The organism is Dactylosporangium salmoneum, assembly GCF_039532525.1.
Taxonomy (GTDB): domain Bacteria; phylum Actinomycetota; class Actinomycetes; order Mycobacteriales; family Micromonosporaceae; genus Dactylosporangium; species Dactylosporangium salmoneum.
This window is the reverse complement of sequence record NZ_BAAARV010000145.1, coordinates 21,573-39,249: the sequence shown is the minus strand read 5'-3', so window position 1 is coordinate 39,249 and position 17,677 is coordinate 21,573. Positions and strand designations below refer to the sequence as shown.

Annotated in this window: 14 protein-coding genes and 1 pseudogene; 11 read left to right on the top strand and 4 right to left on the bottom strand. The window is 69.2% G+C overall.

Annotated elements, in window-relative coordinates; genetic code table 11:
- Window positions 1-250 precede the first annotated feature (250 nt).
- From ABD352_RS56655 to ABD352_RS56615, 9 genes are all read left to right on the top strand, one after another.
- Complete coding sequence (locus ABD352_RS56655) at window positions 251-1,261, top strand: LacI family DNA-binding transcriptional regulator (protein ID WP_344621085.1); 1,011 nt, start codon at window positions 251-253, stop codon at window positions 1,259-1,261.
- Window positions 1,262-1,280: 19 nt separating this feature from the next.
- Window positions 1,281-2,096 carry an exodeoxyribonuclease III gene (locus ABD352_RS56650; RefSeq protein ID WP_344621001.1) on the top strand — a complete coding sequence of 272 codons (816 nt, stop codon included), beginning with the start codon at window positions 1,281-1,283 and terminating at the stop codon, window positions 2,094-2,096.
- Window positions 2,097-2,588: 492 nt separating this feature from the next.
- Complete coding sequence (locus ABD352_RS56645; RefSeq protein ID WP_344621000.1) at window positions 2,589-3,590, top strand: ABC transporter permease; 1,002 nt, start codon at window positions 2,589-2,591, stop codon at window positions 3,588-3,590.
- 174 nt (window positions 3,591-3,764) lie between these two features.
- Window positions 3,765-5,528 (top strand): ABC transporter substrate-binding protein, encoded by a 1,764-nt coding sequence (locus ABD352_RS56640; RefSeq protein ID WP_344621084.1) that lies wholly within the window; start codon window positions 3,765-3,767, stop codon window positions 5,526-5,528.
- A gap of 151 nt (window positions 5,529-5,679) precedes the next feature.
- On the top strand, window positions 5,680-6,681 hold the full coding sequence (locus ABD352_RS56635; protein ID WP_344620999.1) for an ABC transporter permease: 1,002 nt from the start codon (window positions 5,680-5,682) through the stop codon (window positions 6,679-6,681).
- A 52-nt stretch (window positions 6,682-6,733) separates the two neighbouring features.
- Window positions 6,734-7,813 carry an ABC transporter ATP-binding protein gene (locus ABD352_RS56630; RefSeq protein WP_344620998.1) on the top strand — a complete coding sequence of 360 codons (1,080 nt, stop codon included), beginning with the start codon at window positions 6,734-6,736 and terminating at the stop codon, window positions 7,811-7,813.
- Window positions 7,814-7,917: 104 nt separating this feature from the next.
- A complete protein-coding gene (locus ABD352_RS56625; protein ID WP_425554018.1) occupies window positions 7,918-8,952 on the top strand; it encodes an ABC transporter ATP-binding protein in 1,035 nt (344 codons plus the stop codon).
- A gap of 81 nt (window positions 8,953-9,033) precedes the next feature.
- Window positions 9,034-9,279, top strand: a complete 246-nt coding sequence (locus tag ABD352_RS56620; protein ID WP_344620996.1) for a ribosomal protein L7/L12 — start codon at window positions 9,034-9,036, stop codon at window positions 9,277-9,279.
- Window positions 9,280-9,377: 98 nt separating this feature from the next.
- On the top strand, window positions 9,378-11,081 hold the full coding sequence (locus ABD352_RS56615; protein WP_425554014.1) for a S8 family serine peptidase: 1,704 nt from the start codon (window positions 9,378-9,380) through the stop codon (window positions 11,079-11,081).
- Window positions 11,082-11,110: 29 nt separating this feature from the next.
- Here the strand turns inward: ABD352_RS56615 and ABD352_RS56610 are convergent, their stop codons facing one another.
- Window positions 11,111-11,509 (bottom strand): response regulator, encoded by a 399-nt coding sequence (locus ABD352_RS56610; protein WP_344620995.1) that lies wholly within the window; start codon window positions 11,507-11,509, stop codon window positions 11,111-11,113.
- Between the two features lie 17 nt (window positions 11,510-11,526).
- On the opposite strand from ABD352_RS56610, the gene mgrA reads away from it, so the two are divergent.
- On the top strand, window positions 11,527-12,531 hold the full coding sequence (gene mgrA / locus ABD352_RS56605; protein ID WP_344620994.1) for an L-glyceraldehyde 3-phosphate reductase: 1,005 nt from the start codon (window positions 11,527-11,529) through the stop codon (window positions 12,529-12,531).
- A 40-nt stretch (window positions 12,532-12,571) separates the two neighbouring features.
- Here mgrA and ABD352_RS56600 read toward each other — a convergent pair whose 3' ends face one another.
- Window positions 12,572-13,162: a hypothetical protein gene (locus tag ABD352_RS56600; protein ID WP_344620993.1), complete on the bottom strand. Its 591-nt coding sequence runs from the start codon at window positions 13,160-13,162 to the stop codon at window positions 12,572-12,574.
- Between the two features lie 77 nt (window positions 13,163-13,239).
- On the opposite strand from ABD352_RS56600, the pseudogene ABD352_RS56595 reads away from it, so the two are divergent.
- Window positions 13,240-14,451: pseudogene (locus ABD352_RS56595) on the top strand (MFS transporter); the annotation flags it as partial.
- A 1,339-nt stretch (window positions 14,452-15,790) separates the two neighbouring features.
- Here ABD352_RS56595 and ABD352_RS56590 read toward each other — a convergent pair.
- Together ABD352_RS56590 and ABD352_RS56585 are read right to left on the bottom strand one after the other, a co-directional pair.
- Window positions 15,791-16,261: a DUF2334 domain-containing protein gene (locus ABD352_RS56590; RefSeq protein WP_344620991.1), complete on the bottom strand. Its 471-nt coding sequence runs from the start codon at window positions 16,259-16,261 to the stop codon at window positions 15,791-15,793.
- Window positions 16,207-17,109, bottom strand: coding sequence for a DUF2334 domain-containing protein (locus ABD352_RS56585; RefSeq protein ID WP_344620990.1), 903 nt, complete (start codon window positions 17,107-17,109; stop codon window positions 16,207-16,209). Before ABD352_RS56585 ends, ABD352_RS56590 begins: the two co-directional genes overlap by 55 nt.
- Window positions 17,110-17,677 lie beyond the last annotated feature (568 nt).

Below are 17,677 nucleotides of genomic sequence, written 5' to 3'. Positions count from 1 at the left end.
CTGTGATTGACATTGGGCTAGTCATGGGCCAGTCTGATTCCAGTCTTGAGAGCGCTCTCCGGCCGAGGCGGCGGTCCGGCAGACCGGCGGATCGGACCGGCGAAATCGTGATCAGGGTGTAACCGGTGTGAGGGTGCGACGGGCGATGGAGCGGCATGCTCCATCGCCCGTCATTGTTTGTGCGCTACACATTGCTGAGCTTCAGTCATGATGGTCCGGCAGAACAGATATGGGGGACACCACAATGGTGATGTCGGGGCGGGACCGGCCCACACTGGAAAACGTCGCACAACGCGCCGGAGTGTCGCGGGCCACGGCCTCTCGCGTGGTCAACGGGTCGACGTCCGTCGCGCCGCACATCCGCGACAAGGTGCTCAGCGCGGTCGAGGCGCTCGGCTACGTGCCCAACCAGGCCGCCCGCAGCCTCGTCACCCAGCGCACCGACTCGATCGCGCTGGTCGCCTCCGAGACGGCGAGCCGGGTGTTCTCCGACGACCCGTTCTTCTCCAGCATCATCCGGGGCGTGAGCCTGGAGCTGGAGGCCGTGGACAAGCAGCTGGTGCTCATGATGGTCGGGCCGTCGGGGCCGAGCCACGACCGGGTCGAGCGCTACGCGACCGGCGGGCACGTCGACGGGGCCATCATCTTCTCGATGCACGGCGCCGACCCGCTCCCCGAGCGGCTGAGCCGGGCCGGGGTGCCGGTGGTCTGCAACGGCCGGCTGCTGATCCAGTCCTCCGTGCCGTACGTCGACGTCGACAACGAGGACGCGGCCCGCACGGCGGTGCACCACCTGCTCGACACCGGCCGCCGCCGGGTGGCCACCATCGCCGGCCCGCAGGACATGAGCGCCGGCATCGACCGGCTCAAGGGCTACCGGGCCGCGATGCAGGACAGCGGGCGGCGCTCGCTGGTGGCCGTCGGCGACTTCACCCGGCAGTCCGGCGCCCTGGCCATGAGCCAGCTGCTCGGCGACGACCCGGACCTCGACGCCGTCTTCGCCGCCTCCGACGCGATGGCCGAGGGGGCGCTGCGGGCGCTGCGCCAGGCCGGCCGCCGGGTGCCCGACGACGTGGCCGTGGTCGGCTTCGACGACATGGACTTCGCCCGCGACACCGAGCCGCCGCTGACCACCGTGCGCCAGCCGATCACCGACCTCGGCCGGATGGCGGCCCGCCAGGTGCTGCGGATGGCGTCCGGCGAGCAGATCGAGCCCGTTCTGCTCTTACCTACGGAGTTGGTGAAGCGCGAATCGGCGTGACAGTGGCAAGCTGGCTTGGGTGAGACTTGCCACCTGGAACGTGAACTCGGTCAAGGCGCGGCTGCCCCGCCTGCTGCCATGGCTCGAGCAGACCAAGCCCGACGTCCTGTGCGTGCAGGAGACGAAGGTCGCCGCCGACGCCTTCCCGGCCGCCGAGGTGGCCGAGCTGGGCTATGCGACGGCCCACCACGGCGAGGGGCGCTGGAACGGCGTCGCCCTGCTGTCCCGGGTGGGCCTGGACGACGTGCGCCGGGGATTCGACGGGGACCCGGGCTGGGCCGGCGAGCCGGGCGGCGACGAGGCGCTCTTCGACGAGCCCCGGCGGGAGGCCCGGGCCGTCTCGGCGCTGTGCGGCGGGGTGCGGGTCTGGTCCGTCTACGTGCCCAACGGGCGGACGCCGGAGTCGGCGCACTACGGGTACAAGCTCACCTGGCTCGGGGCCCTGCGCGCCGCGGTGGCGGCGGACCTCGCGGCGGGCGAGCGGGTCGCGGTCTGCGGGGACTACAACGTCGCCCCGGCCGACTCGGACGTGTTCGACCCCGCCGCCTTCGCCGGCTCCACCCACGTCACGGGGCCCGAGCGCGACGCTGTGGCGGCCCTGCTGGCCACCGGGCTGTCCGACATCGTGCCGAAGCCCATGAAAGGCCCCAATCCATTCACATACTGGGATTATCGGGCGGGCATGTTCCATCAGGACAAGGGGATGCGAATCGATCTGGTCTTCGCGAGCCCGGCCATAGCGGACGCGGTCAGCGACGCCTACATCGACCGGGAGGCCCGCAAGGGCAAGGGCCCGTCCGATCATGCGCCCGTGGTGATCAATTTCGATATTTGAGCACGCTGTGTCACCATCATCTCTGACCGGACCGTACTGTTAAGTGTGAAACGATCAACGATCGTCCTGGATAGCCCGTTCTCTGTGGTCTTGCCGCGATGTTTCGGGCACGTTGCGTGATCACACCGTTACGATTCGCCGGTAATTCGCCCGTTTAGGGAGTGTATGATCCAAAAGTCGCTGTGCTTGGATCACGCCCTCATCACGGCGCGGCGTGGACTTGGTTACAGGACAGGGGGTGACCCTTGACGATCGGCCAAACGGGAGACAGGGTTCCTCCAACGAAGGCGACACCACCAAGTCGGCTTCGTGCACGCTCTGCCCGTGGACCGAACCTGCGGATAGGGCACCAGGAGTCCACGAAGACACAGCCGATCGGCTGCTGACTGCCACGGGCCCCGGTCTGGCCGACGCATGCTCGCTTCACGGTGCGACGGCCATCGCTGGCGGTTTTGAGGCGGGCAGACGGCCGGGGAGAGGGGCACCACGCCCATGACTATGGGACCCGTCACGTCGAAGAGCGACGAGCAGGTGCCGACGGTCGAAGAGGCGACCGCCACGCCTGCCGGTGTTCCCGCGAAGGCCATCGAAGGCCGCTCGCTCAGTCAGATTGCGTGGACCCGGCTCAAGCGCGACAAGGTCGCGCTCGTTGGAGGCGGGTTCATCATTTTCCTGGTGCTGGTCGCGGTGTTCGCCCCCTTGATCAACAAGGTGTGGGGCCACCCGGTCAACGAGTTCCACCAAGACAAGATCGACTCGAACCTCGGCGGTATCCCGCCGGTCGGGACCTGGGGCGGCGTCAGCAAGGAATTCCTGCTCGGCGTGCAGCCGGTCTCCGGTCGCGACCTGTTCTCGCAGATCATCTACGGCGCCCAGGTCTCCCTGCTCGTGGCGCTGGCCGCCACGATCGCGGCGGTCACGATCGGCGTGGTCCTCGGCATCGTCGCCGGCTACTTCGGTGGCATCGTCGACAACCTGCTGAGCCGCCTCATGGACCTGATCCTGGCGTTCCCCTACCTGCTCTTCTCGATCGCGCTGATCTCCGTCGTGCCGGCCTCGACCGGCTGGCGCATCGGCGTGGTCATCTCGGTGATCGCGTTCTTCAGCTGGCCGTACATCGGGCGCATCGTCCGCGGCCAGACTCTCTCCCTGCGGGAACGCGAGTTCGTCGAGGCGGCGCGCAGCATCGGTGCGGGCTCGAGCCGCATCCTCTTCCGTGAGCTGCTGCCGAACCTCGTCGCGCCGATCCTCGTCTACGCGACGCTGATCATTCCCACGAACATCCTGTTCGAGGCCGCGCTGTCGTTCCTGGGCGTCGGCGTGCTGCCGCCCACTCCCTCATGGGGCCGGCTGCTCTCGGACGCCGTGCAGTACTACGAGTACGACCCGATGTACATGTTCGTGCCCGGCTTCGCCATCTTCCTCATGGTCCTCGCCTTCAACCTGTTCGGCGACGGCCTGCGCGACGCCCTCGACCCGAAGGCCAACCGCTAACCCCTAGCCGGTTGGGCTTCGGGCCCTTCGCGCACCACCAAGGCACCACCGTGTCCGACCGCCGTCACCCGGTCGACCCTGTGCAGACCCCGGACTTCAACTCGCACAGCAGCACAGCTCGGACGGCCCGTCCCTCGGCGGGTCGCGCCAAACAAGGAGGGAAACCCAGTGAGAATGAGGACAGGGGCACTGGCGGCCGGTTCGGTCGCCTTCGCCCTGGTGTTGTCCGCCTGTGGATCAGGCAACGACAGCGCCAAGCCCGCCGAGAGCAGCGGCCCCCAGGGGGTGTCCGGCTTCAACGCCGCCACCAAGGGTGTGGTGAACCCGTCCGACAAGAAGGGCGGCACGCTCAAGCTCGTCAACAGCGCCGACCCGGACTCGTTCGACCCGGCTCGCGCCTACTACGCGTACGTGTGGAACTTCATGAAGGGCTACTACGTCCGCTCGCTGCTCACCAACGAGTCGAAGCCGGGCGAGGACGGCCTGAAGCTGGTTCCCGACCTTGCCCAGGCGCTGCCCGAGATCACCGACGGCGGCAAGACCTACACGTTCAAGCTCAAGTCGGGCATCAAGTTCGAGGACGGCTCGCCGATCACCTCGAAGGACATCAAGTACGGCGTTGAGCGCGTGTTCGCGCAGGACGTGCTGTCCGGTGGCCCGACCTACCTCGTCGACGTGCTCGACCAGGGCCAGAAGTACCCCGGCCCGTACAAGGACACCGACCCGAACAAGCTGGGTCTGAAGTCCGTCGAGACGCCGGACGACAACACCATCGTGTTCCGCCTGAAGGAACCCCTGTCGGACTTCAGCTACCTGCTCGCCATGCCCAGCGCCGCGCCGGTTCCGGCGGCCAAGGACACCGGTGACAAGTACGGTGAGAAGCCCGTCTCCAGCGGCCCCTACAAGTTCCAGTCGTACGACCAGGGCAAGAAGGCCGTCCTGGTTCGCAACGACCAGTGGGACCCGAAGACCGACACGGTCCGCAAGGCTCTGCCGGACCAGATCGATCTGACCATCGGCACCGCGCCCGAGGAGATCGACAACCAGCTGCTGAGCGGCGAGATCGACATCGACACCGCGCAGACCGGTGTCCAGCAGGGTGCGCAGCCGAAGATCCTGCTCGACGCCGAGAAGAAGAAGAACGCGGACGAGCCGAACACCGGCTTCATCCGGTACTTCTCGATCAGCACCAAGGTCGCCCCGTTCGACAACATCCACTGCCGCAAGGCCGTCGAGTACGCGACCGACAAGGTCACGATGCAGACCGCGCGTGGTGGCGCCGACGCCGGTGGTGACATCGCCTTCAACATGCTGCCCCCGACCATCGCGGGTCACGACGACTACGACCCGTACAACACCAAGTCGGGCAAGCCGCAGATCGACAAGGCCAAGGAAGAGCTCGCGGCCTGTGGCAAGCCGAACGGCTTCGACACGGTGATCGCCACCCGCAACTCGGGCAAGGAGCCGAAGACGGCCGAGGCCCTGCAGGCGGCGCTGAAGAACGTGGGCATCAACGCCCGCCTCGACCCGACCGAGCCGTCGCTGTACTTCCGCTCGACCATCGGTTCGCCGTCGAACGTCCACGCCAAGGGCTACGGCCTGATGATGGCCGGCTGGGGCGCCGACTTCCCGACCGCGTACGGCTTCCTGCAGGTGCTGGTCGACGGCCGCATGATCCAGCAGTCGGGTAACAACAACTACTCCGAGCTGGACGACCCGGAGATCAACAAGCTGATCGACCAGGCCAAGGCGGAGACGGACCCGAAGAAGGCCGCCGACATCTGGGCCCAGATCGACCACAAGGTCATGGACTCGGCCGTCATGGTGCCGTTCGTCTACGACAAGGCGCTCAACTACCGCAACCCCCGCGTCACCAACGTCTTCGTGACGCAGTACTACGGCATGTACGACTTCGCCAGCCTCGGCGTCGCGAGCTGACCTCCGGGTCGGCAAACGTCACCAGCTGACGAAGCACCAAGCCTGAACAGCCGGTAACCCGCCCTTCACGAGTACAGAAGGCAGGTGAGGGCCACGGCGCCGGCCGGTGCGACGGGAACCCCGTCGAGCCGGCCGGCGTCAGGCCGCACACGTGATCAACTACATTCTGCGCCGCCTGGTCACCGCGGCACTGCTCATCGTGGCCGTCTCGATGGTCACCTTCGCGATCTTCTTCCTGATCCCGAAGGCGGCGCACGCCGATCCCGCTGAGATGTACGTCGGTAAGTCGGCGACCCCGCGCGACGTCGAGCTGACCCGGATCAAGCTCGGTCTGGACCAGCCCATCTACATCCAGTACTCCAAGTTCGTGAAGGGTCTCGTCGTCGGGCGGGACTACAACAGCGGCCCGACGGTCACGCACTGCTCGGCGCCGTGTTTCGGCTACTCCTTCCGCACCGACCGGGAGGTGTGGCCGCTGCTGCTGGACCGCCTGCCGGTCACCATCTCCCTGGCCATCGGGGCGGCGCTGATGTGGCTCATCGGCGGCGTCTCCGGCGGCGTCATATCCGCGCTGAAACGCGGCAAACTCTCAGACCGAGTCGTGATGGTCATCGCGCTCGCCGGCGTGTCCCTCCCGGTGTACTTCACCGGTCTGGTCTTCCAGGCCCTGTTCGTACACCAATGGAAGATCTTCAGGGGCGGCGAGTACATCAACTTCGTCGACGACCCCCTCGGCTGGGCCAACAAGCTCTTCCTCGCCTGGGTCAGCCTGGCCCTGCTCTTCGCCGCCACCTACGCGCGGCTGACGCGGGCCACGATGCTGGAGACCCTCGGCGAGGACTACATCCGCACCGCCCGTGCCAAGGGTCTGAAGGAGCGGGTCGTCGTCGGCAAGCACGCCATGCGCGCGGTGCTCACCCCGATCGTGACGATCTTCGGCCTCGACCTCGGCACGCTGCTCGGCGGCGCGATCCTCACCGAGCGCGTGTTCAGCCTCCCCGGCATCGGCAAGCTGAGCGTGGACGCGGTGACCCAGAAGGACCTGCCGATCATCCTCGGCGCGACGCTGTTCGCCTCCTTCTTCATCGTCATGGCCAACCTGGTCGTGGACCTGCTCTACGCCGTGATCGACCCGCGGGTGCGGCTCTCATGACCCTTCGCGCGTCCCGGTCCCCGCTTCACGGCACCCCTGGAAAGGAGTGAGCATGTCCAGCAGCCTGCTCACCGACGCCGGCCCCAACCCGGGCGGCAGCGGCCCGCAGTCCGCGCAGTCCTTCCTGGACGTGCGCGACCTGCGCATCCACTTCAAGACCGACGACGGCGTGGTCAAGGCCGTCGACGGGCTGACGTTCCAGCTCGAGCGCGGCCAGACCCTCGGCATCGTGGGCGAGTCCGGCTCCGGCAAGAGCGTCACCAGCCTGGGCATCCTGGGCCTGCACCGGCGCGGCTCGGCGCAGATCTCGGGCGAGGTCTGGCTCGACGGCGAGGAGCTCATCGGCGCCGCGCCGGAGCGGGTGCGCCTGCTGCGCGGCAACAAGATGTCGATGATCTTCCAGGACCCGCTGACCGCGATGCACCCGTACTACACGGTCGGCGCCCAGATCGTCGAGGCCTACCGGGTGCACCACAAGGTCAGCAAGTCCGAGGCCAAGAAGCGCGCGATCGAGATGCTGGACCGGGTCGGCATCCCCCAGCCCCAGCGCCGGGTGGACGACTACCCGCACCAGTTCTCCGGCGGTATGCGCCAGCGGGCGATGATCGCCATGTCGCTGGTGAACAACCCGGAGCTGCTCATCGCCGACGAGCCCACCACGGCGCTCGACGTGACGGTCCAGGCGCAGATCCTGGACCTGATCCGCGACCTGCAGTCGGAGTTCAACTCCGCGGTCATCATCATCACGCACGACCTCGGCGTGGTGGCCGAGGTCGCCGACGACATCCTGGTGATGTACGGCGGCAAGTGCGTCGAGCACACCACCGCGGAGAACATCTTCCGCCGCCCCGAGCACCCGTACGCCTGGGGCCTGCTCTCGTCGATGCCCCGCGTCGACCGGGAGGTGCGCGACCGGCTCGTGCCGATCAAGGGCAACCCGCCGTCGCTCATCAACCTCCCGAGCGGCTGCTCCTTCCACCCGCGCTGCCCCTACGCGGAGCGCAACGGCATCCCTTGCAAGACGGTCGAGCCGACCCTGGCGGAGGGCACGCCCGAGCACGGCGTCGCCTGCCACATCCCGCCGGCGGAGCGCAACGCCGTCTTCAAGTCGGACATCGCCCCGAACCTCTGAGGAGCACGACAGTGTCGACGAGCACCCAACCCCAGCCGGCGGCGGCGCAGCGCAGCACCGAGAACCTCCTCGAGGTGCGGGGCCTGGAGAAGCACTTCCCGATCATGCGGGGCGCGTTCATCAAGCGGAAGGTCGGCGCCGTCCGCGCGGTCGACGGCATCGACCTCGCGGTCAAGGCCGGCGAGACGCTCGGCCTGGTCGGCGAGTCCGGCTGCGGCAAGTCCACCACCGGCCGGCTCATGACCCGCCTGCTCGAGCCCACCGGCGGCCAGGTGCTGCTGGAGGGGCGGGACATCTCGCACCTCGGCGTCGGGCAGATGCGCCCGCTGCGGCGCGAGGTCCAGATGATCTTCCAGGACCCGTACTCGTCGCTGAACCCGCGGCACACGGTCGGCTCGATCGTCGGGGCGCCCCTGCAGGTGCAGAACATCAAGACGGCGCACGGGCAGAAGCGCGAGGTCCAGCGGCTGCTGGAGCTGGTCGGTCTCAACCCCGAGCACTACAACCGGTACCCGCACGAGTTCTCCGGCGGCCAGCGCCAGCGCATCGGCATCGCCCGGGCGCTCGCCCTGCAGCCGAAGCTGATCATCGCCGACGAGCCGGTCTCCGCGCTGGACGTGTCGATCCAGGCGCAGGTCGTGAACCTGCTGGACGACCTGCAGCGGGAGTTCAACCTGACGTACGTCTTCATCGCGCACGACCTGTCGGTGGTCCGGCACATCTCGGACCGGGTCGCGGTGATGTACCTCGGCAAGGTGGTCGAGGTCGGCGGCAGGGACAGCCTGTACACCACCCCGCTGCACCCCTACACCTTCGCGCTGCTCTCCGCGGTGCCGGTGCCCGACCCGAGCCGCCGGGACAAGGCGCAGCGCGAGCGCATCCTGCTCACCGGCGACGTGCCCAGCCCGATCGACCCGCCGTCGGGCTGCCGCTTCCGCACCCGGTGCTGGAAGGCGCAGGACAAGTGCGCGCAGGAGGTGCCGGAGCTGCGTGAGCTGGCCCCGGGCCAGGTCGTCGCCTGCCACTTCCCGCTCACCGACGAGGAGCGCTCGGCCCGCGGCTCGGCGGCGGCCCGCGCGGCCGCGGCGGAGATCCCCGTCGCCACGGCCGAGGACCCGTTCGCGGACCCGATCGCCTGACCCTTGCGCAGAACAGTCGGGGAGTCGCCATGTGGCGGCTCCCCGACTGTCGTTTCGGGCCGGACGGCCTACGGTGGCCCGATGTACGCCGACGACGTCTCCCGCCTGGCCCGCCTCGAGCGCCAGGTCGCCTTCCTATACCGCCACTTCGGCCTCGACCCGCAGCTCGCCGACGCCTTCCCGGGGACCGACTCCATGCCGCCGGAGTTCGTCCAGGCGTTGCGCGGCAACAACCTCATCGCCGCCATCAAGATCTATCGTGAGGTGACCGGCTGCGGGCTGGTCGAGGCGAAGGCCGCGGTGGAGCAGATCGCCCGATCCGTCTGAAGCGTGCCCCTTGCCTTTGCCCCGCCGGGCCGGGAAAGGGTTTCCCCCTTGCGGCAACTCTTGTTTCATGTCCCCATCCCCTCGACCAGGGAGGTTATGTGGGATTCAACAAGAGGCTCACCGGCGCCGCGATCTTCACCGCGACGCTGACGGTGACGGCGGCCGGTCTCATGTCGGCCCCGGCCAGCGCCGAGTCCGCCGCGACGACGCAGTACACGGTCGTCTCGGCGGACAACGTCTCGGTCGCCGACGCCACCGCCGCCATCGCCAAGGCCGGCGGCAAGGTCATCGGCACCAACGACTCGGTGGGCATGTTCACGGTGCTCGCGCCGCAGAACGGTTTCGTCGAGAAGGCCGCGGCGACGCCGCAGCTGGTCGGCGCGACCCACCAGGTCGCCATCGGCAAGGCCCCGAAGAAGGACCGGCCCGGCGACATCGAGCGCGAGGCGCAGCAGGCGGCCGCGGCCGCGAAGAAGAGCGGCACCAAGCCGGCGACGGCCGGCATGGACCCGCTCGACGACAAGCTGTGGGGCCTCTCGGCCGTCAAGTCGGACAAGGCGCGGAAGGTCAACGCGGGCGACAAGCGCGTGACCGTCGGCATCCTGGACACCGGCGTCGACGCGTCGAACCCCGACATCGCCCCGAACTTCAACTGGGCGCTGTCGAAGAACTTCGCGCCGGACAAGGTCGACATCGACGGCCCGTGCGAGGTCCCCAGCTGCCTCGACCCGGTCGGCACCGACGACGGCGGGCACGGCACGCACGTCGCCGGCACGATCGGCGCGGCGGCCAACGGCTTCGGCGTCTCCGGCGTCGCGCCGAACGTGTCGCTGGTCGAGCTCAAGGGCGGGCAGGACTCCGGGTACTTCTTCCTGGAGCCGGTCGTCAACGCCCTCGTGCACGCGGCCAACAACGGCATCGACGTGGTCAACATGTCGTTCTACGTCGACCCGTGGCTGTACAACTGCACCGCCAACCCGGCCGACTCCCCGGCCGCGCAGGCGGAGCAGCGCACCATCATCAAGGGGATGTTCCGCGCGCTCACGTACGCGCACTTCAAGGGCGTGACCCTGGTCGCCGCGGCGGGCAACAACCACGAGGACGAGGGCCACCCGCGCACGGACATCTCCAGCCCCGACTACCCCGCCGACACGGCCTACGACCGGCCGATCGACAACCGGTCCTGCTGGGACCTGCCCACGGAGGGCCCCTTCGTCATCGGCGTGTCCGCCCTGGGCCCGTCGCTGAACAAGTCGGACTACTCCAACTACGGTCTCGAGAACATCAGCGTCGCGGCCCCCGGCGGCTACTTCCGGGACGGCCTCGGCACCGACACCTATCGGACCGTGGGCAACGAGATCCTGTCCACGTACCCGAAGAAGGTGCTGCAGGAGGAGGGCTCGGTCGACGCGGACGGCAACGTCCTGCCCGAGTTCGCCAACTCCGTGTTCAAGCAGTGCAACGCGGCCGGGCAGTGCGGGTACTACACGTACCTGCAGGGCACCTCGATGGCCTCGCCGCACGCGGCCGGCGTCGCCGCGCTGATCGTCAGCGCGCACGGCAGCAAGCAGGGCCGCAACGGCTTCGGCCTGGAGCCGTGGAAGGTGGAGTGGATCCTGTACTCCTCCGCGGCCGCGCACGCCTGCCCGACCCCCCGCACGGTCTCCTACGTCAACGTGGGGCGCTCCCCCGAGTTCGACGCGACCTGCGAGGGCGGCACGCAGTTCAACGGGTTCTACGGCTTCGGCATCGTCGACGCCTACGCCGCGGTGACCACCCACGCCTGGTGGGAGCACCACTAGCGGTGTGCTGCCGTCTCGTGCCGCGCGTCTCAGCCGCGCGGCACGAGGCGGCCCCCCAGCAGTGCGTCCACCTTGTCGACGAGCTGGCTGGGGCGCAGGGGCTTCATGAGGTACTCGCTGGCGCCCACCATCGTCGCCTCTTCCCGGCCGCGCAGCCGGCCGTAGGCGCTCAGCATGAGCACGGGGACATCCTGCGTCCCTGGATTGGCCCGCAGCTTCCGGCACAGGTCCAGGCCCGACACGCGTGGCATCCACATGTCGGTCACCACCAGGTCGAACGCCCGCCCGGCCAGCGCTTCGAGCGCCGCTTCGCCGTTCTCGACCGCGACGACCAGCGCGCCGGCCCGCTCCAGCGTCATGGTGAACAGCTCGCGAAGATCGAGGTCGTCCTCCGCGAGCAGCACGGTGGCGACCGGCTCCTCCTCCACTCACCCAGCTTAGGATCATGGGCGTGGCTTACGAGGCGGCTTCGAGCCGATACCAGAACATGCTCTACCGGCGCAGCGGGCGCAGCGGCCTGAAGCTGCCGGCCATCTCGCTGGGGCTCTGGCACAACTTCGGCAGCGAGCGGGCGTACGAGACGCAGCGCTCGATCGTGCGGCGGGCGTTCGACGCCGGCGTGACGCACTTCGACCTGGCCAACAACTACGGGCCGCCGCCCGGCGCGGCCGAGGAGAACTTCGGCCGGATCATGGCCGAGGATCTGCGGCGGTACCGCGACGAGCTCATCATCTCGACGAAGGCCGGCTACGACATGTGGCCGGGTCCGTACGGGGAGTGGGGGTCGCGGAAGTACCTGCTGGCCTCGCTGGACCAGTCCCTGTCCCGGATGGGCCTGGACTACGTCGACATCTTCTACTCCCACCGCCCCGACCCGGACACCCCGCTCGAGGAGACGATGGGGGCCCTGGACACCGCGGTGCGCTCCGGGCGGGCCCTGTACGTCGGCATCTCCAACTACAGCCCCGAGCAGACCGCGGAGGCGGCCCGGATCCTGCGGGAGCTCGGCACGCCGCTGCTGATCCACCAGCCGCGGTACAGCATGCTCGACCGCTGGATCGAGCCGGAGCTGCTCGGCGTGCTCGAGGCCGAGGGGGCGGGCTGCATCCCGTTCTCACCCCTCGCGCAGGGCCTGCTGACCAACCGCTACCTCGACGGCATCCCCGACGACTCGCGGGTGCGCACCAGCCGCTTCCTCAACGAGAGCGACCTGACCCCGTCCCGCCTGCGGCTCATCCGGGCCCTGGACGAGGTGGCCCGCGAGCGCGGCCAGACCCTGGCCCAGCTGGCGTTGGCCTGGGCCCTGCGCGACCCGAGGGTCACCTCGCTGATCATCGGCGCGTCCAGCGTCAAGCAGCTGCTGGACAACCTCGGCGCACTGGAGAACCCGACGCTGTCGGCGGACGAGCTCGCCCGTATCGACGGGCTCCTCGCCCAGGACGCCGCCTAGCTTTACCTGCTCAGGCTTTCTTTATTTGCTCAGGCTTTCTTTACTTGCTCAGGAAGCCGCCGAGCGCGCTGATCACCGGCTGGAGGGCGGGCGGGATGGCCCCGTCCTTCGCCGTGATCTGCTTCCCGGCGTAGGTGATCGTGTAGGTGTACCCGTCGGCCACCGACCCGTTGTCGTTGACGGTCGGCATCTTGTTGAAGTCGGTCGAGAGCAGCGCCGCCTTGAGCGCGGCCAGCTCGTCGCCGCTGAGCTTGCCGTCCTTCGAGCCGGACTTCGTCTGGATCGTGTAGGACCCGTCGGGCCGCACGGTCAGCTTGTCGTTCGCCCCGGCCAGCCCACCCGTGCGGGTGAACGCGACCAGCGTGTCCGTCTGGGTCACGTTGCCCTGGGTGTTCGACGCCGAGCTGGGGTCGGTCTGCGGCCCAGCGCTCGGCCCAGCCTGGCCGGCCGACTCCGTCGCGGTGGCGCTGCTCACAGCGGTCCCCGTGGCCGTGGGCGCGCCGCTGGCCGCGGTGCCGCCCTGGCCGGCGTTGTCGTCCGAGCAGGCACCCAGGGCCAACGTGAGCAGGGCGGCGGCAACGAGCATCCTGGACTTCATCGTCGTGTCACTCCATCCATAGGTCTTGCTCATTGGACCACGCTCGGCCCGGCGGGGTTCCGCCGGTATTTGCTTCGTTTTTTGTCGTACCCCCACGACATGATGACCCCATGCACCTCGCCCCCTACCGCCAAGTCCTCGCACTTCCCGGCGTTCGCTCGCTCATGGTCCTGGCCCTGCTGGCCCGCATCCCGATCACCGCTATCGGGGTGACCATGACGCTGCACGTCGAGCAGGACCTGCACCGGGGGTGGGGGGCCGCGGGCCTGGTCGGCGCCGCCCTGACCGTCGGCACGGCGCTCGGCGGCCCGCTCAACGGCCGCTTCGTCGACCGCCGGGGCCTGCGCCCGATGCTGGTGGTGACCACGCTGGCCGAGGCCGTGTTCTGGTCCGTGGCGCCGTTCCTCGGCTATCCGGCACTGCTGGCCGGCGCCCTGGTCGCCGGCGTCTTCTCCCTGCCGGTCTTCTCGGTGATCCGCCAGTCGGTCGCGGCCCTGGTCCCGGCCGAGCACCGCCGCCAGGCCTACGCCCTGGACTCGATGTCGGTCGAGCTCTCCTTCATGGCCGGCCCGCCCCTGGCCGTCGTACTCATGAGCACGGTGTCGGGCCGGACCGCGATGTGGTCGATCGGCGCCGCCCTGGTCCTGTCCGGCACCGCCCTCTTCATCACCAATCCCCCCGTCCGCGAGCCCTCCTCCGCGACCGGCCCCGCGGCCGCACCGGTCCGTCGCCGCGACTGGCTGACCCCGCGCTTCCTGGCCGTGTGCGCCGCGGCCGCCGCCACCACCGTCGTGCTCTCCGGCACCGACCTGGGCATCGTCGCGACCCTGCTCGGCGCCGACCAGATGGGCGTGGTGGGCGCCCTGCTCGCCGTGTGGGGCGTCTACTCCCTGATCGGCGGCTTCGTGTACGGCGCCCTCCCCCGCGCCGTCCCCCTGGTCGCCCTGCTCGCCGGCCTGAGCCTCTTCACCATCCCGGCCGGCCTGGTCGGCCACGCCTGGCCCCTGCTCTTCCTCACCCTGCTCCCGGCCGGCGCCCTGTGCGCACCCACCCTGAGCGCCTCCGTCGACCTGGTGAGCCGCCTGGTCCCCCCGGCGGCCCGCGGCGAGGCCATGGGCTGGCACGGCTCCTCCCTGACCGTGGGCCTGGCCATCGGCTCACCGCTGGCGGGCTGGGCCATCGACCACGGCTCCCCGTCGTGGGGCTTCGCCGTGGTCGGCCTGCTGGGCGCGGCCATCGCCGCGACGTTGCTCGCCTTCCGCCGCCTGGACGCCCCGACCCCCTCGGCCCCGGACCCGTCTCCTTCCGCCGCGACCGCTGCCGCACCGGCGGACCCCGCCTCCACCCCGGCCGCTGACGGCTCCTCACCCTCCGCCGCCGCGGCCCTCGACGCGTCCTCACCCACCGGCGCCGCCTCCGCCCCGGCCGTTGCCGGGTCCTCACCCGCTGCCGCCGCGGCCGCCTCCCCCGTCCTTGACCCGTCCTCACCCACCGGTGCCGCCTCCATGCCGGCCACTGCCGGATCCTCACCCACTGCCGCGGCCGCCTCCCCTGTCCTTGACGCGTCCTCACCCACCGGCGCCGCCTCCACCCCGGCCGCCGATACGTCCTCGTTCACCGCCACTGCTGCCCCGGCCGCCGATGCGCCTTCGGGTGCCGCTACCACGGCCTCCTCCCTGGTCGCCGACGCGTCCTCGCTCTCCACCGCCACTTCCTCCTCGGCTCTCGACATGTCCTCACCCGCGGCCTCCTCGCTCTCACCCGCGCCTTCCTCGGCCGGCTCCCTCGCCGCTTTGCCCGCCGATCGCTCTTCGGAGTTCGCCGTTCCCGCTGACGCTGGCTTGCCGACGTTCGCGCCTTCCGCGGCCGCGTCTTCCCACGCCGAACCCGGGTCCTCGCGCGCGGCAGGAGATACCGCGTTTCGTGCGCCGGCCGCCGCGCCGTCCGCCGTGGCGGCCAATCCGGCGTGACGCGGCGCTCGGCACCGCCAACGGCCCGCTGAGCTGCGCCATCCCGACCACGCTCGGCACGGCCCGGCACGGCCCGGCACGGCCCGGCCACAGCATCGCCCGGCACCGCCGGGCCGCGGAGCCCGCCCGACCTGCACCGACTCCGTCCCGCCCGATCACACCGCCGCGGCGGACCGCTCGTCCTGCGGCGACGCGCCGGCTTCCGCTGCATGAACCAACACGCCGCCCGCGCTGCAGCGGGGTACGCAATCCCGGCACCGCCCGTCCTGATCACAGCGCCGACGCACCGTTCCTCCCACAGCACCGCGCCGACTCTCGCCTGCATGAACCAACAGCACCGCCGGGCCGCAGGAGCAGCCGGGTTGCGGGCTTGATGCGTAGCGGGCGCCGTGCTTTCTCTCGGCCATTCCGGGGCGCGCTGGCATCGGGCGGACGTGGCGGAAGCGGGCATAACCGAAATTTCTGGAATGCCCAAAGTGGAGGGGGCTGGCTTGCGCCGGCGGGGCCACGGAAGGGGGACTTTGTGCCACGGGGCAAGGAGGTGTGGCGGTAAATGTGGCGGGGGTGCGGATTTGAGGTTCGAGCTGGGATGCGAGCCGGATGAAGTGCTTAAACGTTCAACCAGAAAGGGAGGTTGTCAGTTAAGACTGAAAGACTGGAGGGCTTCCAATCTTTGGACTGCGCACGTCCGTCAGAGGAGTGAAGGGGCGGCGACGAAGGTGTATCCCAGTGACTGTATGCCTTCGATCAACTGCGGTAAGTATTGCAGCGCCAGGAACGGGTGGCAGAAGAAGCTCGTCACGTTGTCGCGGACGACAAACTGGCGCTTGGCTGAGGCCAGGATATCTGGGACAAGTCGGACACCGTGCTGGTTAAATCTTTGTGTTGCAACGTTTCCAAGTGTTTCCGGGATGACCGGCGTACGATATGCGTCTTTTACGAGGTACGGGAAGAACTGGCTCACGGAGCGTGCACCCGGGCCGCCGAGCATGCCGTTGAAGTACAAGACCTGCTCGTACCTGGCCCGGATGCCGGGGGCCGAGGCGATCGCGCGGTAGTCGGCCGCACTGGCCGTGTAGTGCGGGAACTCCCAGATGTCCGGGGGTGTCAGGGCCGCCTTGCGCCACTCCTGGCGGGCCGCCTCCAGCCGGCCAGGGCCCACTCCTGGGAGTCGCCGGGAATCGGGCCGTCCAGCGCCACGTCGCCTTGCGGGTCGACGTGGGCGCGGTAGAACTCGTAGTCCTCGGCGCTCACGCCGTACGGGTTCGGGGCGTCGGCGAAACCGTGCGTGCAACCGTGCATGATCAGGGTTCCGCCGTGCGCGCTCATGTCCTGCAAAGCGGCCACCACCTGCGGCGATTCGCTCAGGGTGCGGCGGATGGGAACGCCGCCGGAATAGACACCCTTGGGGTCTTCGTAAACGGGGAAAACCGCTACGGCGAACGGGACATTACGCGACTGCAGATAATCCGATATCGCGCGCAACTGCGCCGGGTCGGAGTGCGGGCCCACGTCCTCGATGCGGACCAGGGCCCGGTGGCGCTCCTGGGTCTGCGGGGCCAGCAGGTCGAACAGGAGATCGGCGAAGGCCCGGTAGCGGTCGTCGAAATCGGCGTACGGGAACGGGACCTCGGCGACGAAGGTCAGCGCGCCGACGCGCTGGGCCCAGGGGGCCGTCGCGCCGCCGGGCAGCCCGGCCTCGGCCAGCGTCCTGGCGTAGACGCCCTGGGCGGGGGTCGCGCGGACCATGCCGCCGGCGGCCGGATTCCTCGTCAACGCTACGCCGCGGTAATGGATCTCCGCGGGGGCGGCATCGTCGATCATCGCTGTCGAAAAGCCGATTCCGGGGTACTTCCGGATCAGCTGCCACAGGTTGGCGCCGAGCCACAGGACGGGGGTGCCGGCGGCCACGTCGGCCAGGAAGTCCGCGGGCAAGGGCTCGTCATACGTCGATCCGATATAGATCGTCAACTGGTGTTTTCCGGCAGATCCGGACGTGTACTTCGTCACTGGCACGGCCTCCCAGGCACCGAAGTGAGGGGCCAGATTCCCTGCTTGGACCGCATACAGCTCGCCCAACGACCCGTATTGCCCGGTCGTGTCATACAGGACGAGCACCCCGCTCGCCGGGTATGCAGGAGAACGGCCCGGTGATGGGCCGGCCCGGGAAGGACCGATTGGAGAGGCTTTGCAGGCGCTCAGCGAAACTGCTATGGCGACGACCAGCCCGATCCCCATGACCATGACGGCGCGACGCCGTTCGGGCCCGAAGGTGACAGCCAGTATTCGTCGGACTGCGGTTCGATGCATGGGCAACTCTCCGGAAAACTCCTCTTCAATGCCAGCAAATCGGGCGCAATCACCACGCTGGTCGGACATATCTGGCGGGTCCGCCGACAAACAGGATGGTTGCGTCCGTCACTCAGCGCGGTACGATCCGGCAGAGCCGCCCTGCGGGTATCGGTGTGGAACCCCCTCCGCACCGCACCGCTCGTGGCACACCCGACGGAGGGCGATCTTGATTCGTTGCTGCCCGCTCGCAGCTAGCACGCCGGACACGCTGGACCGCTCGCGGCCC